This is a genomic window from Streptomyces sp. NPDC002088 (assembly GCF_040296605.1).
Lineage (GTDB): Bacteria > Actinomycetota > Actinomycetes > Streptomycetales > Streptomycetaceae > Streptomyces.
Genome location: NZ_JBEOXO010000041.1, coordinates 23,804 through 42,093 on the forward strand (window position 1 = coordinate 23,804; position 18,290 = coordinate 42,093).

Genomic DNA, 18,290 nt, shown 5'->3' on the forward strand with positions numbered 1-18,290 from the left:
GCCGCGTTGGTGGGGATGCCGGCGGCCGAGGCACGCTGGGGTGTGCGCTCGGCCGAGTTTCAGGACTTGGCGCGGGCGTGGTACGAGCGCCGGGTGTGCTCCGTGTGTTCGCGCATGAGCTCGGTGGCCTCCTGCTCGTTCCGGTCCGCGATCGCGGCGATCAGGTCCCGGTGCTCGATCCACGACTGCGCCCCGCGCTGGCGGGCGACGGGCGTGTAGTACCAGCGCACCCGGCGGTCGACCTGGGCCGCGAGTTCGGCGAGGACCGCGTTGCCCGCCAACTCCATGATCTTCGCATGGAAGCGGGCGTTGAGGGTGACGGCGGCGTCCACGTCGTCGGCGGCGACGGCCGTGAGCCCCTGCGCCAGCAGCTCGTCCAGGGCCGCGATGCCGTCGCTGTTGGCGTTCGCCGCGGCCAGCCTGGCGGCCTCGGCCTCCAACAGCGTGCGTACGGTGAGGAGTTGGTCGGCCTCCTCCTCCGTCGGCTCATGCACGAACGCGCCCTGCGCGGGCCGCAGATCGACCCACCCCTCGGTGTTGAGCCGCTGCAGCGCCTCGCGCACCGGCTGCCGGGAGACACCGAGGTGCCCGGCGAGTTCGCTCTCGACCAGATGCTGGCCGGGCTGCAGGGCACGCGTGGTGATGAGTTCGAGCAGCGCCTCGTAGACACGGTCGCGCAGCGGCCCGGGCCGCTCGAGCTTGGGCACCGCCCCCTGCGGCAGTCCTGTCGACAACATCGCGGTCCCCCTCCTCGGCGGGCCGTTGCACAGCAGCCGGAGCGCCAGTATGGATTGGTTTTCGTCTACAGTCTACGGCGCACAGTGGCCAGGGGAACGGAGAGTCGGCGTCATCACACTCACGGGTGACGGCTCACGGACACCGCACGACCTGCCCCGCGTAGGACAGGTTCCCGCCGAAGCCGAAGAGCAGCACCGGGTCTCCCGTGCTGATCTCGCCCCGTTCCACCAGCTTGGAGAAGGCGAGCGGGATGCTGGCCGCCGAGGTGTTGCCGGACTCGGACACGTCACGGGCCACGACGGCGTTGACCGCGCCGAGCTTCCCGGCGAGAGGCTCGATGATACGCAGGTTCGCCTGGTGCAGGACGACGGCTGCGAGGTCCTCCGGGGCGAGTCCGGCCCGCTCGCAGGCCCGGCGGGCGAGCGGCGGCAGCTGGGTGGTCGCCCACCGGTAGACGCTCTGGCCCTCCTGCGCGAACCGCGCGGGCTGCCCCTCGATGCGCACGGCGTGTCCCATCTCGGGCACCGACCCCCACAGCACGGGCGCGATCCCCGGCTCCTCGCCCGCTCCGCACGCCTCGACCACGGCGGCCCCCGCACCGTCGCCGACGAGCACGCAGGTCGTCCGGTCCGTCCAGTCGGTCACCTCGGACATCTTGTCGGCCCCGATGACGAGGGCGCGGGTCGCGGCGCCCGCTCGGACGGTGTGGTCGGCGGTGGCGAGGGCGTGGGTGAAGCCGGCGCACACCACGTTGACGTCCATCGCGGCAGGCGAGGGAATGCCCAGCCGGGCGGCGACGCGGGCGGCCATGTTCGGGGAGCGGTCGACGGCCGTCGACGTGGCGACGAGGACCAGGTCGATGTCGCCGGGCGCCAGGCCGGCCGCCGCGAGCGCCTTGGCGGCGGCGTGCGCGGCCAACTCGTCGACCGGCTCGTCGGGGCCTGCGATGTGCCGGGTCCGGATGCCCACCCGGGACCGGATCCACTCGTCACTGGTGTCGACCATGCCCGCCAGTTCCTCGTTGGTGAGCACCCTGGCGGGCTGGTAGTGGCCGACGGCGGCGATACGCGAGCCGTGCATGGGAGGGTCCCCCTCGTTGCCGTGAGTAGCGGGACCAACCAGTCTGATCAGTGACTCACGGGTACGAGGACAGGTGAAGCCACAGGAATCGTGCGCCAGGCTTGTCGGCTTCCGTCAGACCGTCGGACGCCCGAACACCTGGAATCCCTCCCCTGCGGTTCGGGGCGTCAGCCGGTGAACAGCTGCGTGGCCTTCTGTACGAGTTCGTACAGCCCGTAGGCGAGGGGTGCACCCACCCACAGCCAGGCGAAGGCGATCAGCCCCCGCCGGTCAGGCGGACTTTGGCTGCTGTCGTTGTCCGACATCGGCGGCCTTTCTCGGTGCGGGGATGTGGTGACGGGCATGGACGGGCCGGACGAGTTCGTTGGCGACGAAGCCGATCACGAGCAGCCCGATCATGATGACGAACGACAGTCCGTACAGGGCCGAGCCGTGCTTGCCGGCCTCCTCCTGGCGGTCGGCGATCCAGTTCACGATCAGCGGTCCGAGGACGCCTGCCGTGGACCAGGCGGTGAGCAGCCGGCCGTGGATGGCACCGACCTGGTAGGTGCCGAACAGGTCCTTCAGGTAGGCGGGGATCGTCGCGAAGCCGCCGCCGTAGAAGGAGAGGATCACCAGCGCGCACAGGATGAACAACGGCTTCGACGAGTCGCCGAGCAGCGCGATCAGCGCGTACATCAGGGCGCCGACGCCGAGGTAGACGCGGTAGATGTTCTTGCGCCCGATCAGGTCGGAGGTCGAGGACCAGCCGATGCGTCCGGCCATGTTGGCTGCCGACAGCAGGGCGACGAAGCCGGCGGCCGCCGTCACGGACACCGGGGTGGAGGTGTCGGCGAAGAAGTCCGTGATCATCGGGGCGGCCTTCTCCAGGATGCCGATGCCGGCGGTGACGTTCATGCAGAGCACGACCCACAGGCACCAGAACTGTGGGGTGCGCACCGCGCTGCGCGCCGACACCTGCACGCCCTCGACCACGCTGGGCGCCGACTTGACGGGCTTCTCACCGCGCGGCACCCGGACCAGCAGCACACCGAGCAGCATGAATACCGCATACGACAGCCCGTGTACGAGAAACGCGAGCGCGATCCCCGAACTGTCGGCGCCGAACGACTCCAGCATCTGCGCCGACCACGGCGAGGCAATGAGCGCGCCGCCGCCGAAGCCCATGATCGCGATGCCGGTCGCCATGCCGGGCCTGTCCGGGAACCATTTGATGAGGGTGGAGACGGGCGAGATGTAGCCGATACCGAGGCCGATCCCGCCGACGAAGCCGTAGCCGAGGACGATGAGCCAGTACTGCTCGCTCGCCGCACCGAGGGCGGAGATCAGGAAGCCGGACGAGAAGCAGACCAGGGCCACGGTCATCGCCCAGCGCGGCCCCTTGCGTTCCACCAGGGTGCCGCCGAACGCGGCCGACAGACCGAGCATCACGATGCCGAGCTGGAAGGGCAACGCGCTCTGCGTGCCGCTGAGACCGAGCGCTGATTCAAGCGGCGGCTTGAACACGCTCCAGGCGTAGGCCTGGCCGATGGAGAGATGGACGGAGAGCGCGGCGGGCGGAACCAGCCAGCGGCTCCAGCCCGCAGGCGCGACGGGGGGACTCATGATCCCGGACGGTAGGGAGGGACGGGGGTGTTGAGAAGGAGCCACGTCGACCGTATGCGGTGAGCGGTATCCAGAGAGCGCCGAACGGTCACGGTACAAACCCTTGCTGGGGCATCCTCCATACTGTAGACAATATTTCGTTGACAGGCTTCGCCATCGTCGACACCCGTCCCCCACCTCCGCGGTACTCCCTCGACCGAACGGAGCGTTCCGAAGTGAAAGTCGCAGTCCTCGGCGCCGGTGCGATCGGCGCCTACGTCGGTGCCGCACTCCACCACGCGGGCGCCGACGTGCACCTCATCGCCCGTGGACCGCATCTGGCGGCCATGAGGCGGCACGGCGTGCAGGTACTCAGTCCGCGCGGCGACTTCGTCGCCCGCGCCCACGCCACCGCCGACCCGGCCGAGGTCGGCCCGGTCGACTACGTCTTCCTGGGCCTGAAGGCCAACTCGTACGCGGCGTGCGGGCCGCTGATCGAGCCTCTCCTGCACGACACCACGGCGGTCGTGGCCGCCCAGAACGGAATCCCCTGGTGGTACTTCCACCGACACGGCGGCCCCTACGACGGTCACCGCGTCGAGAGCGTGGACCCGGCCGGCGCGGTCAGTGCGGTGCTCGCGCCCGAACGGGCCGTCGGCTGTGTCGTCTACGCGGCGACCGAGCTCGAAGCCCCGGGTGTCGTAAGGCACTTGGAAGGCACCCGGTTCTCCATCGGTGAGCCCGACCGCAGCGTCTCGCCACGCTGTCTGGCGCTCAGCGAGGCCATGCAGGCCGGCGGGCTGAAGTGCCCCGTCGAGCCGGACCTGCGCAACGACATCTGGCTCAAGCTGCTCGGCAACATCTCCTTCAACCCGATCAGCGCGCTCGCCCGCGCGACCATGCGGCAGATGTGCCTGCACGGCGGCACCCGCAAGGTCATCGAGACCATGATGCGCGAGACGCTCACGGTCGCCGAGGCCCTCGGCTGTGAGGTCGGCGTCTCCATCGAACGCCGCCTCGCGGGCGCGGAGCGCGTCGGCGACCACCGCACCTCCACGCTCCAGGACCTGGAACGCGGCAAGCCGCTGGAACTCGACGTACTGCTCGCCGCCGTCGTCGAGTTGGCGGAGATCACCGGCGTGGCGGTGCCCACGCTGCGCACCGTCCACGCCATCTCGGACCTGCTCGCGCTGAGGAGCGCCGCATGAACCCTGAGGAACGCAAACCGAAGCCCGAGGAACGCCGGACGAGGAAGCGCGACCGAGCCTCCAAGACCTACACGCGGCTCACGCACCCGCTCGTCAGGGACTCCCGCGACGAGCCCTTCCGACAAGCCACGTGGGAGGAGGCGCTGGACCGCGCCGCCCGGGGTCTGGCAGCGGCGCGCGGCGCGTTCGGCATGTTCTCCTGCGCCCGCGCGACCAACGAAATGAACTACGTGGCACAGAAGTTCGCACGGGTCGTCATGGGCACCAACAACGTCGACTCCTGCAACCGGACCTGTCACGCCCCGAGCGTCGCGGGCCTGTCGGCCGCTTTCGGCTCCGGCGGCGGGACTTCGTCGTACGAGGAGATCGAGCACACGGACGTCGTCGTGATGTGGGGCTCCAACGCCCGCTTCGCGCACCCGATCTTCTTCCAGCACGTGCTGAAGGGGATCAGGAACGGCGCCCGGATGTACGCGGTCGATCCACGGCGGACGAGTACCGCCGAGTGGGCCGAGAGCTGGCTCGGTCTCAACGTCGGCACCGACATCCCGATGGCGCACGCGATCGGCCGCGAGATCATCCAGGCGGGCCTGGCCAACGAGGCGTTCATCGAGCGGGCGACCTCCGGCTTCGAGGAGTACAAGGCGCTGGTCGAGCCGTGGACGCTGTCGCTCGCCGAGAAGGTGACCGGCGTACCGGCCCGCGCCATACGGGAGTTGGCGCACGCCTACGCCCGCGCCGAGCGCGCCCAGCTGTGCTGGACCCTCGGCATCACCGAGCACCACAACGGCACGGACAACGTCCGCGCGCTGATCAACCTGTCGCTGCTGACCGGGCACGTGGGGCGCTACGGCTCGGGCCTGCAGCCCCTGCGCGGCCAGAACAACGTGCAGGGCGGCGGCGACATGGGGGCGATCCCCAACCGCCTGCCCGGCTTCCAGGACATCCTCGACCCGGATGCCCGGCTGAAGTTCGAGTCGGCCTGGGACACCGTCATCCAGCCGCACTACGGGCTGACCCTGACGGAGATGTTCGAGGCGATGGAGGAGGGCACACTCAGGGCCGTCTACTGCATCGGCGAGAACCCGGCCCAGTCGGAGGCGGACAGCGAACAGGCCGTACGTCGGCTGTCGGCCCTCGACTTCCTCGTCGTGCAGGACATCTTCCTCACGAAGACGGCCGAGCTGGCGGACGTCGTGCTGCCCGCGACTGCGGGGTGGGCGGAGACCGAAGGCACAACGACCAACAGCGAACGGCGGGTTCAGCGTGTGCGTCGGGCCGTGACCCCGCCCGGTGAGGCGCGCGAGGACATCGACATCATCTGCGACCTGGCGGGACGGTTCGGCCACGACTGGAAGTACGCGGACTCCGAGGCCGTCTGGAACGAGCTCAGGTCGGTGTCGCCGGACCACTACGGGATGACGTACGAACGCCTGGAGGAGCACCAGGGCATCCAGTGGCCGTGCCCGAGCACCGACGGGATCGAACCGACCTATCTGCACGGCCGGTTGTGGGAGCCGGACCCGGCTCGACGCGGCGTACGCGCGCCCTTCGGGCTGGTGCAGCACGACCCGCCCGTCGACCTCACGGACGAGGAGTACCCGATCCGGCTGACGACCGGGCGGCGGCTCGACTCGTACAACACCGGTGTGCAGAGCGGGGGTTACGCGTCCCCGCTGCGGCGCGGCGAGTACGTCGAGCTGTGCCCGGAGGACGCCGAGCGCTACGGGGTGGTGGTCGGCGAGGAGGTTCAGGTGTCCTCGCGGCGCGGCTCGGTCGTCGCGCCGGTGTGGATCGACACCGCCCTGCGCCCCGGACTGGCCTTCATGACCATGCACTTTCCCGACGAGGTGGACACCAACCAGCTGACGATCGAGGCGAACTGCCCGATCGCGGGGACGGCGGAGTTCAAGGCGTCGGCGATCCGGATCGAGAAGCTTCCGGTAGCGACCTACGTGAGGTGATGGAGTGGACCTGCACTTCGGCGACAGCAAACCCACGGACGAGGAACGGGCGGCCGTCGACGCCCTGCTCGGCCCTCCTGAGTCCTCCTGGGAGGGGGCGGCCCGCGATGAGATGAGGGCCGCCGACCTGAGGTGGGCGCGCGGCGGCCGCGAGGCCCGGGACCGCCGCGACCTGCTGTTGCCGGGGCTGCACGCGATCAACGACCGGGTCGGCTGGATCAGCGAGGGCGCCCTCGACTACCTGTGCCGGCGGCTGACCGTGCCGCCGGCGGAGGCGTACGGCGTCGCCACCTTCTACGCCATGTTCTCGGTCAAGCCCCGGCCCGCGACCGTGCTCCATGTGTGCACGGACCTCGCGTGCGCCGCCGCCGGGGCACCCGGGTTGTGCGCGGGCATCGAAGCCCGGCTGGGTCTCGGCAGCGGTGTGAGTGTCGAGCGGAGTCCCTGCCTGGGCCTGTGCGAGCGGGCTCCGGCGGCGCTCGCGATCAGGGCCGGGGATCCCGTGCGTACGGCCGTGTCCGCGCCGGCGACCGTGGAGGCGGCGGTACGCGCGGCGAGCACGCCCGACTCGGCGCCCGAGGAGCCGTCGGCGGCACTGGCGGTCCCTCAGGCCGGGGATGCTTCGTTGACCCTGCTAAGCCGCGTCGGCAGGGTGGCCCCCTCCAGTCTCGACGACTACCGCGCCCACGGCGGCTACACGGCACTGCGCCGGGCCTTCGAGCTCGGCCCCGCCGGAGTCATCCGCGAGGTCACCGACTCCGGTCTGGTCGGGCGTGGCGGCGCCGCCTTCCCCACCGGCCGCAAGTGGCAGGCCACGGCGTCCCAGCCCGACCACCCGCACTACCTGGTGTGCAACGCGGACGAGTCCGAGCCGGGCACCTTCAAGGATCGCGTGATCATGGAGGGTGACCCGTACGCGCTTGTGGAGGCGATGACGATCGCGGCGTATGCGGTCGGCGCCCACCAGGGCTATCTGTATCTGCGCGGCGAGTACCCGCGGGCGATACACCGTATGCAATATGCCGTCGACCGTGCACGCGCACGCGGCCTGCTCGGCGACGACATCCTCGGCCAGGGCTACGCCTTCGACATCGAGATCCGGCGGGGCGCGGGCGCGTACATCTGCGGCGAGGAGACCGCCCTGTTCAACTCCATCGAGGGGTACCGGGGCGAGCCACGGTCGAAGCCGCCGTTCCCCGTGGAGAAGGGCCTGTTCGGCAAGCCGACGGTGGAGAACAACGTCGAAACGCTGGTCAACGTCCTGCCGATCCTGACGATGGGAGCGCCGGCGTACGCGGCGATCGGGACCGGGCGGTCCACCGGGCCGAAGCTGTTCTGCGTGTCGGGCAGCGTGGACCGGCCCGGCATCTACGAGCTGCCGTTCGGCGCCACGCTCGGCGAGCTGCTCACGCTCGCGGGTGTCCGCGAAGGTGTGCGGGCGGTACTGCTCGGTGGCGCGGCCGGCGGCTTCGTACGACCCGACGAACTGGACATTCCGCTCACCTTCGAAGGCACCCGGGAGGCCGGCACGACGCTCGGCTCGGGGGTCGTGATGGCCTTCGACGACACGGTCCCGCTCCCCCGGCTCCTCCTGCGCATCGCCGAGTTCTTCCGCGACGAGTCGTGCGGGCAGTGCGTGCCGTGCCGGGTGGGGACGGTGCGGCAGGAGGAGGCGCTGCACCGGATCGCGGAACGCACCGGCGCCGCTGCCGCCGACGACATCGCCCTGCTGCGCGAGGTCGGGCGGGCGATGCGGGACGCCTCGATCTGCGGTCTCGGGCAGACCGCGTGGAACGCCGTGGAATCCGCCATCGACCGTCTGGGGGCGTACGAATGACCGTGACACCGCTGGGGATTCCCCGCCGTCTGCTGGAGTTCACGATCGACGGGGAGCCAGTGCGGGCGCCCGAGGGCTCGACCGTCCTGGACGCCTGCCGGGCGGCCGGGAAGGACGTGCCGACCCTCTGCCAGGGCGACACCCTCGCCCCGAAGAACGCCTGCCGTGTCTGTGTCGTCGAGGTGGAGGGCTCCCGCACCCTCGTGCCCGCCTGCTCCCGCAAGGCGGAACCGGGCATGGAGGTGCGTACCGACACCGAACGCGCCCGGCACAGCCGCAAGATCGTCCTGGAGCTGCTCGCCTCGTCGGTCGACCTCTCGACGACCCCGAGGGTTGCCGAGTGGATCAAGGAGTACGAGGCGAAGCCGGACCGCTTCGGCCCGGACGCGGCCCGGCTGAACGAGGAGCCGAAGGTCGACAACGATCTGTACGTGCGCGACTACGACAAGTGCATCCTCTGCTACAAGTGCGTGGACGCCTGTGGCGACCAGTGGCAGAACACCTTCGCGATCTCCGTCGCCGGGCGCGGCTTCGACGCCAGGATCGCGGTCGAGCACGACGCGCCGCTCACCGACTCGGCGTGTGTGTACTGCGGCAACTGCATCGAGGTGTGCCCGACAGGAGCCCTGTCCTTCAAGTCGGAGTTCGACATGCGTGCGGCGGGTACGTGGGACGAGTCGGCGCAGACCGAGACGACCACGGTGTGCGCGTACTGCGGAGTGGGCTGCAACCTCACTCTGCACGTGCAGGACAATGAGATCGTCAAGGTCACCTCGCCGCACGACAACCCGGTGACCCACGGCAATCTCTGCATCAAGGGCCGTTTCGGCTACCAGCACGTACAGAACCGGGGCTGATCAGGACATGGGACGAGTCACGGAACGACGCAAGGTGATCCGTATTCGGGACGGGGTGGTCTCCAGCCGTCCGGACACTCTCGTCGCCGAGGAACCACTGGAGATCAGGCTCAACGGAAAACCCCTCGCCATCACCATGCGCACCCCGGGCGACGACTTCGCGCTGGCCGCGGGATTCCTGGTGAGCGAAGGCGTACTGGCTGCCGCATCCGATCTGCAGAATATTGTCTACTGTGCGGGCGCGACCGTCGACGGCTCGAACACGTACAACGTGGTGGACGTACGGACCGCCCCGGGCGTGACGATGCCCGACATCACGCTGGAGCGGAACGTCTACACGACCTCGTCGTGCGGCCTGTGCGGCAAGGCAAGCCTGGACGCGGTGCGTACGACGGCCCGTTTCCCCATCGCCGACACTCCCCCGGTCCGGGTGGACCCCGGTCTGCTCGCGAGCCTCCCCGACCGGCTGCGTGCGGCCCAACGGGTGTTCGACCGGACCGGGGGTCTGCACGCGGCGGCCCTGTTCACCGAGGACGGCGAGCTGCTCGACATACGGGAGGACGTCGGCCGGCACAACGCGGTCGACAAGCTGGTGGGCCGCGCCCTGCAGAACGGGGACCTACCGCTGTCCCGCGTGATCCTGCTGGTCTCGGGCCGGGCCTCCTTCGAGCTGGTGCAGAAGGCGGTCATGGCGGGCATCCCGGTGCTGGCGGCGGTCTCGGCGCCGTCGTCGCTGGCGGTGGACCTGGCCGCGGAGACCGGTCTGACCCTGGTGGGCTTCCTGCGGGGCAGTTCCATGAACGTGTACGCGGGCGAGGACCGCGTCGCCCTGCGGGCCGCGGCCGCCCAGGGCTGACCCGGCTCCCCGCGACACGGCGGCGGGGCCCCGGCCGGCGGGGAGCGCCCCCTGCGCCGCAGGGGCCCCGCCTCAGTCGGCTGCGCCGGCCCGGGCCTGAGCCAGTGTCTGGGCCACGGTCACGAACCCGGCGATCAGCGGGGACCGTCGGTTCGACTCCCAGGCCAACAACACCTCGTCCCGCTCCGCGTCCGGCACCGGCACGTAGGTGATGTCCGGGCGTGAGTACTGCAGGGCGACCGACTCCGGCACGAGCGTGATGCCGGCTCCGCTCGCCACGCGCTCGAACTTCTCCTCGATCGTGCGGATCGGCACGTCGTCGGGGCCGGGGTGGACGTAGCTCAGCCGCGGCTCGTCCACCAGGTCGGCGAGGGACAGCTCCTGCTTGCCCGCGAGCCTGTGGTCCTCGGGCAGCATCGCCACGCGCGCCTCGCTGAACAGCGGCAACAGCCTCAGTCCCCGCTCCCGGACCGGGCGCCGTACGTAGGCGACGTCGACGGTGCCGTCCAGGATCAGCGCCTCCTGGTCGTCCCACTCGACGCGGCGGGCGTGGACGTCGACGTCCGGGTGGGCGGCGCCGAAGTCCCGCAGGGCCCGGGTGACGACCACCCCGGCGCGGAACCCGACGACGAAGCGCCCCGGACCCCGCGCGGCCCGGTGCACACGCCGGCGTGTGGCATCCGCTCCGGCGAGGAGGTGCCGGGCGTCGTCCAGGAGTTGGCGTCCGGCCGGTGTCAACGTCACGCCGTGGCTGTCGCGTACGAAGAGCTCGGCGTCCAGGTCCTTCTCCAGAGCCCGGATCTGACGGCTCAGCACCGGCTGGGCGATGTGCAGCAGCTCGGCCGCCCGTCCGAAGTGCAGCAGGTCTGCGACGGCGACGAAGTAGCGGACCTTCCGCAGGTCGAGGTCCATGGCCGCTCCTTCCGTCGTACCGGTGGCGATGCCTTCAGGGTATCGCCCCGGCCGGAAGAGGTCTTGGACGGCGGGGCGGGCGCGAGCGCAGGCTGGACGACATCGGGATGACACCGGGCAGACACGGAAAGGAGCAGGTCATGGGTCTGCGGGGAGAACGCGTCGTCGTCATCGGCGGCACGGCGGGCATCGGGTTCGCGGTCGCCGAGGCGGCCGCGCGGGAGGGCGCGGACGTGGTGGTCGCCTCGCGCCGGCAGGAGAGCGTGGACGCGGCACTTCAGCGGCTGCCGGAGGGCGCTGAGGGGTACGTGCTGGACGCCACCGACGAGGACGCGGTGCGCACCTTCTTCGGGCGCCTCGGCGGCCTCGACCACCTCGTCTACACTGCCGGCGAGTCGCTGCTGCTGGAAGGCCTCGCGGCCCAGGACCTGGCGCGGGCCCGGCGCTTCCTGGACACCCGGCTGTGGGGCGCGTACTCGGCGGTCAAGTACGGGGCACCGTCGATCCGGAAGGGCGGCTCCGTCGTGCTGACCACGGGAACCGCCGGGCGCCGTCCCATGCCGGGCACGAGTGTCGCGGCGAGCCTGTGCGGGGCGATGGAGTCGCTGACCCGTGCACTGGCCCTGGAGCTCGCCCCGCTCCGCGTCAACGCGGTCTCGCCCGGCGTGGTCCGCACCGAGCTGTGGCGGGACCTGCCGGAGCGGGAGCGGGAGGGGCTGTACGCGTCCTCGGCCGGGTCGCTGCCCGTCGGTCGGGTGGGCGAACCCGCGGACGTAGCGGAGGCGTACGTGTATCTGATGCGCGGCGGCTACACCACCGGGTCGGTGGTGGTCGTGGACGGTGGTGGGGTGCTGATCTGACGGCTCAGGCGGAGATGAGGCGCACCTCGGCCGGGCGCACCACCGGCCCTGGTCGCGGGAGGTCCGGCGTCACCGACGTCGCCGTCCCGGAGCAGCAGTCCGCCCGCCGACCCGCCGCCGGGCAGCTGCCGACCCGCCGCCGGGCGACTGCCGGGCGGCTGCTCGGCGACACCGGGCTGCTCGACGCGGATCAGGACGACGAGCGCGCCGGCCGAGCGGAGGGCGTCCGAGCGGAAGCCGACCGCCAACTCCTCTGCCGCAGCGCGGACCTCGGCGCCCTACCGAGATACCAAGGGAAGAACGACGGTGCAGCCCATCAGGCCGGCGAGCACGAGGGCGGTGCGCGCGGGATCCAGCTCCAGGGGTGCGGCCATGACAGGTCAGCCCGCGCCATCCGGACGCGCCGCCACACCGGATATCCGGATCAACAAGGCCATGAACCGTTCGCGTTCGGCTGCAGAGAGCGGGGCGAGAAGCGCCTCGTTCGCCGTCCGCGCCGCGTCCTCGCAGCGCCGCAGCAGCCGCTCGCCCTCGGGCGTGAGCGACACCGCGTTCTTGCGGCGGTCCTTCGGATCCGGCTCACGGACGACGAGGTCCGCCGCCTGCAGGTCGTTGAGGACGCCGACCAGGTCCTTGGGGTCGAGTCCGACACTGCGGCCGACGTCGGCCTGGGCGACGGGGGCGAGGTCCCGGACAGCGGAGAGCACCACGTGGTGCCACATCCTCATGCCCTCCGCCGCCAGCGCCTCAGCGACCAGGGCCCGGCCGCGGGCGGCCGCACGGCCGAGGAGCCAGCTGGGGAGGGAGCGGATCTCGGGGAGCGGTGCTTCGGACATGAATGCAGCCTAGCGAGAATTCATTGGACTTCCCAATGATACGGGGATACCGTTGGGACTCCCAATGAATTCGTTGGGCTTCCCCACGGTATCTGGAGGTCGGATGCGCCGCGTCCGGTACGAGTCCACCGGCGGCCCCCTCTTCCTGGAGCGGGTCCCCGTCCCCGAGCCCGGCCCCGGTGAACTCCTCGTGCGCTGCGCGGCCGTGGGCGTCACCCTTCCCGTCGTGCGCAAGGTCACCGAGGCCACCGAGCCGATCCCGCTCGGGGGCGAGATCGCCGGGGAGGTGGTGGCCGTCGGCGCGGGCGCCACCCGATTCCGGGCCGGCGCGAGGGTGACGGGACTCTGCTTCGGGCACGGCTACGCCGACTTCGCGCTCCTGCGCGAGGCCATGGCCTCCCCCGTCCCCGACGGCGCCTCGGCCGTCGACGCGGTCGCGCTCGTACGCAGCGGCCTGGTCGCCCTGGGCGCCCTGACGGCCGCACGGCCCGAACCCGGCGAGGCGGCGCTCGTCACGGCCGCGGCGAGCGGAGTCGGACATCTGGCGGTCCAGCTCGCGCGGCTGCGCGGCGCGGCCCGGGTCGTGGGCGCCGTCTCCGACGCAGCCAAGGCGGACTTCATACGCTCCCTAGGCGCGGACGAGGTCGTCGGCTACGACGACGACAGCTGGGGCGAGCCCGTGGACTACGCCCTGGACGCCGTGGGCGGTGAGCTGCTCACCCCGGCGGTGTCCGCACTCGCGCCCGGCGGGCGACTGGTGGCGTACAGCTCGGGCGGCGGGACGATCCAGGCGTACGACCTCCTCGTGGGCGCCAAGTCCGTGACCGGTTTCCAGCTGGCGCGGATCGCCCGCGAGAGGCCGGAGTTGTACGAGCGGTGGCGTCAGGAGCTGTGGCAGCTGTTCACGGAACGGGTCCTGCGGCCCGCCGTGCACGGGGAGTTCGCACTGGAGGACGCGGCTGAGGCGCATGCGGTGATCGAATCGCGGAGCAATCTCGGCAAGGTCGTCCTGATCCCCTGACGCACGCTTCTCGTGGGGCGCCGGATGCTCCAGAGTGGCGGCGACGAGGGCGGGTCGGCGAGCGTCAACGGGAACGTGTCCCGGTACCGACCGCGGTTCGTGACGGTGCGGCCGGCGCGGTCGCGGTGACCGGTTCCGCGTCGCGCGCCCGGCGCTTGGCGATCACCGCGCACACCATGAGCTGCATCTGGTGGAAGAGCATCAGCGGCAGTACGGCCAGTGAGGCGTGCGCGCCGAACAGGACGCTCGCCATGGGCAGTCCGGATGCGAGGGACTTCTTCGAACCGGCGAACTGGATGGCGATACGGTCCTCGCGGTCGAAGCGCAGGGCCTTCGCGCCGTACCAGGTCAGGGCGAGCATCACCGCGAGCAGGACGGCCTCGACGACGAGCAGTCCGCCGAGCCGGGCCGGGCTGACCTGGTGCCAGATGCCCTGGACCATGCCCTCGCTGAACGCGGTGTAGACCACAAGGAGTATGGAGCCGCGGTCGACGTAGCCGAGAAGCTTCTTGTGCCGGGCGACGAAGCCGCCGACCCAGGGCCGCAGCACCTGTCCGGCGACGAACGGCACGAGCAGCTGGAGCACGATCTTGACGAGGGAGTCGGCGGAGAAGCCGCCGCCGCTGCTGCCGAGCAGCGCGGCCGCCAGGAGCGGGGTGATGACGATGCCCGCGAGGGAGGAGAAGGAGCCGGCGCAGATCGCGGCGGGCACGTTGCCCCGGGCGATCGAGGTGAAGGCGATCGACGACTGGATGGTGGAGGGGACGAGGGTGAGGAAGAGCAGGCCCTGGTAGAGGGGGTGCGTCAGGAACACCGGGACGAGTCCCCGGGCGGCCAGGCCCAGCACCGGGAAGATCACGAAGGTACAGGCCAGGACGGTGCCGTGGAGCCGCCAGTGCCGCAGTCCGTCGAGCGCCTCACGGGTGGACAGGCGGGCGCCGTAGAGGAAGAAGAGGAAGGCGATCGCGGCCGTGGAGGCGCCGGAGGCGACATCGGCGCCCGATCCGCGCGCCGGGAGGAGCGCGGCGAGGCCCACCGTCCCGAGCAGCAGCAGGATGTACGGATCGATCGGCATCCAACTCGGCCATTGCAGGCGTTTCACGGTGCTCCACTTGCTCGCGTGTTACGGGTTTGCTCGCGTCCCGGGCTTGCTCGTCTCGGGCTGGACCGGCTCAAGGGGTCCCCTCTCCATCGTCCTCTTACGACCCGTGATCGGGAATCCGTCATACCGCTCTGACTGTCATCGTGTTTCCCGATAGCCAGGTACGGTGGTGGGTGTGTACGACCCCTCCCATCTGCGTACTTTCCTCGCGGTGGCGCAGACCCTGAGTTTCACGCAGGCCGCCCGGCGGCTCGGGCTGCGCCAGTCGACCGTCAGCCAGCACGTGCGGCGACTCGAGGACGCCGCCGGCCGGACCCTGTTCACCCGGGACACCCACTCCGTGGAGCTGACGGAGGACGGCGAGGCGATGCTGGGCTTCGCCCGCCGGATCCTGGGGGTGCACGAGCAGGCGACGGCGTTCTTCGCCGGCACGCGGCTGCGGGGCCGGCTGCGCTTCGGCGCGTCGGAGGACTTCGTGCTGACCCGGCTGCCGGAGATCCTGGAGCGCTTCCGCCACGACCATCCCGAGGTCGACCTGGAACTGACCGTGGAGCTGTCGGGCACGCTGCACGAGCAGCTGACGGCCGGGAAGCTCGATCTGGTGCTGGCCAAGCGGCGCCCCGAGGACCCGCGCGGCGAGCTGGTGTGGCACGACGAGCTGGTGTGGATCGGCGCGGAGCGGCTGCGCCTGGACCCCGACCGTCCGGTGCCGCTGATCGTGTACCCGCCGCCGGGGATCAGCCGGGCGCTCGCCCTGGAGTCGCTGGAGCGGCAGGGGCGGGAGTGGCGGATCGCGTGCACCAGCGGCAGCCTCAACGGGCTGGTCGCGGCGGCCCGGGCGGGGCTCGGCGTGATGGCCCACTCAAAGGGCCTGATCCCGCCGGGTCTGGTGCGGCTGCCGGAGCGGGCGGGGCTGCCGGAGCTGGGGCGGGTCGACTTCGTCCTGATGCACGGGCGGCGGCAGCCGTCGGCCCAGGGTGCGGCGGACGCACTGGCGGGGGCGATCCTCGGCGGCGGGGACCGGTTGCACCGGCGGTAGGCGCGGATCACGGTCCGCAGGTATGCCGGACCGCCGAACCGTCGAACCGTCGAACCGGATCGACAGGCCCTGACGCGAGGGCAGCACGTACGTGAGGACCGACAGGGCCGGGCTGCGGTGCCGGGTCAGGCAGAGGACGGGCATGGCGGCCGGGGCAGTGGTGCTACTGCTGGTGCGCACGCCCGCGGCGGAACAGACCGGAGTGACGAAATCCGCCGCACCGACGCTGGCAGAGGAGACGACGACACCTCGCGGCTGACCCCGTCGTCGGAACGGAACGGGCTCGACCATCGAGTCGTACAAAGTCGTACAGATTCGGTGGAGATTACGGTCTCGAAACTTACTCAACCGTCAGTTTTCTGTCCGACCCTTCCCCATGTGAGCCCATTTTCCTCCACTGACCAGGGCTGACATGAGCACTGCATGACTTCGCACCCCCTCCCGCCCCGTCGCCCGGTGGGGTAGCTTTCACGGCGCTGTGCGGAGCGCCACAAGGAGCGGGGAGCGGGGTTTGCGCGAGTTCACCAACCCTCCGTCGGCGTTGGCACCGCCGGTGGGCGGCCTGGCCGACGTCGTCTTCCGGTATGCCGAGGAGGACCCGCTGCACATCGCGCTCGGCCGCAAGGACGAACTGGAGCAGTGGCGGGACGTGACCTCCGCCGAGTTCCGCGACGAGGTGCTCGCCCTCGCCAAGGGCCTGCTGGCCCGGGGCATCCGGTTCGGCGACCGCGTCGCGATCATGTCCCGCACCCGCTACGAGTGGACGCTGTTCGACTTCGCGCTGTGGACCATCGGCGCCCAGGTGGTGCCGGTCTACCCGACCTCCTCGGCCGAGCAGTGCTTCTGGATGCTGTACGACGCCGAGGTGGCCGCGGCGATCGTGGAGCACGAGGACCACGCGATGACGATCGCCACCGTCATCGACCGGCTGCCGCAGCTGCGCCAGCTGTGGCAGCTCGACGCCGGCTGCGTGCAGGAGCTGTACGACGCCGGCGCCCATCTCGACGACGAGGTGGTGCACAGACACCGCCAGGCGGTCACCCCGGACTCCATCGCGACGATCATCTACACCTCGGGCACGACCGGCCGTCCCAAGGGCTGCGTCATCACGCACGGCAACTTCATGTTCGAGGCGGACACCGTCATCGACCGCTGGGAACCGGTGTTCCACTCCAAGAAGGGCGACGAGGCGGCGACACTGCTGTTCCTGCCGCTCGCGCACGTCTTCGGCCGGATGGTGGAGGTCGCCGCGATCCGCGGCCGGGTCCGCTTCGGCCACCAGCCGCAGCTCCACGCCGCCGCCCTGATGCCCGACCTGGCCGCCTTCAGACCGACCTTCATCCTCGCCGTGCCGTACATCTTCGAAAAGGTGTTCAATGCGGCCCGCCGCAAGGCGGAGAAGGACGGCAAGGCCGGCCCGTTCGAGAAGGCCGTCGACATCGCCGTGAAGTACGCGGACGCGGTGGAGGCCAAGGCGTGGGGCATCGGGCCCGGCCCTTCGGCGGCTCTGCGCATGCAGCACCAGCTGTTCGACAAGCTCGTGTACTCCAAGGTGCGCGCCGCGATGGGCGGCCGCATCCGCAACGCGATGTCGGGCGGCTCCGCGATGGACCGGCGCCTCGGCCTGTTCTTCGCGGGCGCCGGGGTGCAGATCTACGAGGGCTACGGCCTCACCGAGTCGACCGCCGCCGCGACCGCCAACCCGCCCGAGCACACCCGCTACGGCACCGTCGGCCAGGCCATCCCGGGCGTGACCGTACACATCGCGGACGACGGCGAGATCTGGCTGCACGGCGGCAACGTCTTCCAGGGCTATCTCAACAACCCGAAGGCCACCGACGAGACCCTGCACGACGGCTGGCTCGCCACCGGCGACCTGGGCTCCCTGGACGAGGACGGTTACCTCACCATCACCGGCCGTAAGAAGGAGATCCTGGTCACCTCCGGCGGCAAGAGCGTCTCACCCGGGGTGCTCGAGGAACGCGTCCGGGACCATCCCCTGGTCAACCAGTGCATCGTCGTCGGCAACGACCGCCCGTACATCGCGGCCCTGGTCACCCTCGATCAAGAGGCCGTCGAGCATTGGCTCCAGATGCGCAGCAAACCCCGGATGTCACCGGCCGAACTGGTGCGCGACGCGGACCTGGAGGCCGAGGTGCGGCGCGCGGTGGTCGCTGCCAACACCCTCGTCTCGCAGGCCGAGTCGATCCGCACCTTCCGCATCCTGGCCCAGCCGTTCACCGAGGAGCACGGCCTGCTCACCCCGTCGCTGAAACTGAAGCGCAAGGCGATCGAGAACGCCTACGCGGGCGAGGTCGAGGCGCTCTACCACGCCTGACCCGCGCCCTGGGCATTCGGGCGGATTCCCGCTTCAGGAATGCATCACGGCCCGTGAT

General features: G+C 70.8%; 16 protein-coding genes and 1 pseudogene. 9 read left to right on the plus strand and 8 right to left on the minus strand.

What is annotated here, in order from left to right:
• Positions 1 to 59: 59 nt before the first annotated feature.
• The 4 genes from ABT114_RS45800 to ABT114_RS45815 form a co-directional block, all read right to left on the minus strand.
• Complete coding sequence (locus ABT114_RS45800) at positions 60 to 737, minus strand: GntR family transcriptional regulator (protein ID WP_351151988.1); 678 nt, start codon at positions 735 to 737, stop codon at positions 60 to 62.
• A 133-nt stretch (positions 738 to 870) separates the two neighbouring features.
• A complete protein-coding gene (locus ABT114_RS45805) occupies positions 871 to 1,818 on the minus strand; it encodes a beta-ketoacyl-ACP synthase III (RefSeq protein ID WP_351151991.1) in 948 nt (315 codons plus the stop codon).
• A 167-nt stretch (positions 1,819 to 1,985) separates the two neighbouring features.
• The gene (locus ABT114_RS45810) at positions 1,986 to 2,123 is read right to left on the minus strand and encodes an MFS transporter small subunit (protein ID WP_351151994.1); all 138 of its coding nucleotides are present in this window, start codon (positions 2,121 to 2,123) and stop codon (positions 1,986 to 1,988) included.
• Positions 2,089 to 3,423, minus strand: coding sequence for an OFA family MFS transporter (locus tag ABT114_RS45815; protein WP_351151997.1), 1,335 nt, complete (start codon positions 3,421 to 3,423; stop codon positions 2,089 to 2,091). Before ABT114_RS45815 ends, ABT114_RS45810 begins: the two co-directional genes overlap by 35 nt.
• Positions 3,424 to 3,638: 215 nt before the next feature.
• On the opposite strand from ABT114_RS45815, the gene ABT114_RS45820 reads away from it, so the two are divergent.
• From ABT114_RS45820 to fdhD, 5 genes are read left to right on the plus strand one after another with little or no spacing between them, the layout of a single operon-like run.
• On the plus strand, positions 3,639 to 4,610 hold the full coding sequence (locus tag ABT114_RS45820; protein WP_351152000.1) for a 2-dehydropantoate 2-reductase: 972 nt from the start codon (positions 3,639 to 3,641) through the stop codon (positions 4,608 to 4,610).
• Positions 4,607 to 6,574, plus strand: a complete 1,968-nt coding sequence (locus tag ABT114_RS45825) for a molybdopterin oxidoreductase family protein (protein ID WP_351152002.1) — start codon at positions 4,607 to 4,609, stop codon at positions 6,572 to 6,574. Before ABT114_RS45820 ends, ABT114_RS45825 begins: the two co-directional genes overlap by 4 nt.
• Positions 6,575 to 6,578: 4 nt before the next feature.
• Positions 6,579 to 8,411, plus strand: a complete 1,833-nt coding sequence (locus ABT114_RS45830) for an NADH-ubiquinone oxidoreductase-F iron-sulfur binding region domain-containing protein (RefSeq protein WP_351152005.1) — start codon at positions 6,579 to 6,581, stop codon at positions 8,409 to 8,411.
• Positions 8,408 to 9,268 (plus strand): 2Fe-2S iron-sulfur cluster-binding protein, encoded by an 861-nt coding sequence (locus ABT114_RS45835; protein WP_351152008.1) that lies wholly within the window; start codon positions 8,408 to 8,410, stop codon positions 9,266 to 9,268. The genes ABT114_RS45830 and ABT114_RS45835 overlap by 4 nt, the downstream gene beginning before the upstream one ends.
• A gap of 7 nt (positions 9,269 to 9,275) precedes the next feature.
• Positions 9,276 to 10,124, plus strand: a complete 849-nt coding sequence (gene fdhD / locus ABT114_RS45840; protein WP_351152011.1) for a formate dehydrogenase accessory sulfurtransferase FdhD — start codon at positions 9,276 to 9,278, stop codon at positions 10,122 to 10,124.
• A gap of 72 nt (positions 10,125 to 10,196) precedes the next feature.
• On the opposite strand, the gene ABT114_RS45845 is transcribed toward fdhD, so the two are convergent.
• Entirely contained in the window at positions 10,197 to 11,036 is an 840-nt protein-coding gene (locus tag ABT114_RS45845) for a LysR family transcriptional regulator (RefSeq protein WP_351152014.1), read from the minus strand.
• A 140-nt stretch (positions 11,037 to 11,176) separates the two neighbouring features.
• Between ABT114_RS45845 and ABT114_RS45850 the strand changes: the two genes are divergently transcribed.
• On the plus strand, positions 11,177 to 11,896 hold the full coding sequence (locus ABT114_RS45850) for an SDR family oxidoreductase (RefSeq protein WP_351152016.1): 720 nt from the start codon (positions 11,177 to 11,179) through the stop codon (positions 11,894 to 11,896).
• Between the two features lie 116 nt (positions 11,897 to 12,012).
• Here ABT114_RS45850 and ABT114_RS45855 read toward each other — a convergent pair.
• Positions 12,013 to 12,270: pseudogene (locus ABT114_RS45855) on the minus strand (cysteine hydrolase family protein); the annotation flags it as partial.
• A gap of 6 nt (positions 12,271 to 12,276) precedes the next feature.
• On the minus strand, positions 12,277 to 12,732 hold the full coding sequence (locus ABT114_RS45860) for a MarR family winged helix-turn-helix transcriptional regulator (RefSeq protein ID WP_351152019.1): 456 nt from the start codon (positions 12,730 to 12,732) through the stop codon (positions 12,277 to 12,279).
• 103 nt (positions 12,733 to 12,835) lie between these two features.
• On the opposite strand from ABT114_RS45860, the gene ABT114_RS45865 reads away from it, so the two are divergent.
• Positions 12,836 to 13,753, plus strand: coding sequence for a quinone oxidoreductase family protein (locus tag ABT114_RS45865; protein ID WP_351152021.1), 918 nt, complete (start codon positions 12,836 to 12,838; stop codon positions 13,751 to 13,753).
• Between the two features lie 64 nt (positions 13,754 to 13,817).
• On the opposite strand, the gene ABT114_RS45870 is transcribed toward ABT114_RS45865, so the two are convergent.
• Positions 13,818 to 14,828 carry a bile acid:sodium symporter family protein gene (locus tag ABT114_RS45870; RefSeq protein ID WP_351152094.1) on the minus strand — a complete coding sequence of 337 codons (1,011 nt, stop codon included), beginning with the start codon at positions 14,826 to 14,828 and terminating at the stop codon, positions 13,818 to 13,820.
• A 202-nt stretch (positions 14,829 to 15,030) separates the two neighbouring features.
• On the opposite strand from ABT114_RS45870, the gene ABT114_RS45875 reads away from it, so the two are divergent.
• Positions 15,031 to 15,894 (plus strand): LysR substrate-binding domain-containing protein, encoded by an 864-nt coding sequence (locus ABT114_RS45875; protein ID WP_351152024.1) that lies wholly within the window; start codon positions 15,031 to 15,033, stop codon positions 15,892 to 15,894.
• Between the two features lie 511 nt (positions 15,895 to 16,405).
• Positions 16,406 to 18,232: an AMP-dependent synthetase/ligase gene (locus ABT114_RS45880; protein ID WP_351152027.1), complete on the plus strand. Its 1,827-nt coding sequence runs from the start codon at positions 16,406 to 16,408 to the stop codon at positions 18,230 to 18,232.
• The last annotated feature ends 58 nt before the right edge of the window (positions 18,233 to 18,290 follow it).

Excerpts from the sequence above, each read along its gene's own strand:
- ABT114_RS45800 (WP_351151988.1), bottom strand. The coding sequence starts at position 737 with ATGTTGTCGACAGGACTGCCGCAGGGGGCGGTGCCCAAGCTCGAGCGG.
- ABT114_RS45805 (WP_351151991.1), bottom strand. The coding sequence starts at position 1,818 with ATGCACGGCTCGCGTATCGCCGCCGTCGGCCACTACCAGCCCGCCAGG.
- ABT114_RS45810 (WP_351151994.1), bottom strand. The coding sequence starts at position 2,123 with ATGTCGGACAACGACAGCAGCCAAAGTCCGCCTGACCGGCGGGGGCTG.
- ABT114_RS45815 (WP_351151997.1), bottom strand. The coding sequence starts at position 3,423 with ATGAGTCCCCCCGTCGCGCCTGCGGGCTGGAGCCGCTGGCTGGTTCCG.
- ABT114_RS45825 (WP_351152002.1), top strand. The coding sequence starts at position 4,607 with ATGAACCCTGAGGAACGCAAACCGAAGCCCGAGGAACGCCGGACGAGG.
- ABT114_RS45835 (WP_351152008.1), top strand. The coding sequence starts at position 8,408 with ATGACCGTGACACCGCTGGGGATTCCCCGCCGTCTGCTGGAGTTCACG.
- fdhD (WP_351152011.1), top strand. The coding sequence starts at position 9,276 with ATGGGACGAGTCACGGAACGACGCAAGGTGATCCGTATTCGGGACGGG.
- ABT114_RS45845 (WP_351152014.1), bottom strand. The coding sequence starts at position 11,036 with ATGGACCTCGACCTGCGGAAGGTCCGCTACTTCGTCGCCGTCGCAGAC.
- ABT114_RS45850 (WP_351152016.1), top strand. The coding sequence starts at position 11,177 with ATGGGTCTGCGGGGAGAACGCGTCGTCGTCATCGGCGGCACGGCGGGC.
- ABT114_RS45860 (WP_351152019.1), bottom strand. The coding sequence starts at position 12,732 with ATGTCCGAAGCACCGCTCCCCGAGATCCGCTCCCTCCCCAGCTGGCTC.
- ABT114_RS45865 (WP_351152021.1), top strand. The coding sequence starts at position 12,836 with ATGCGCCGCGTCCGGTACGAGTCCACCGGCGGCCCCCTCTTCCTGGAG.
- ABT114_RS45870 (WP_351152094.1), bottom strand. The coding sequence starts at position 14,828 with ATGCCGATCGATCCGTACATCCTGCTGCTGCTCGGGACGGTGGGCCTC.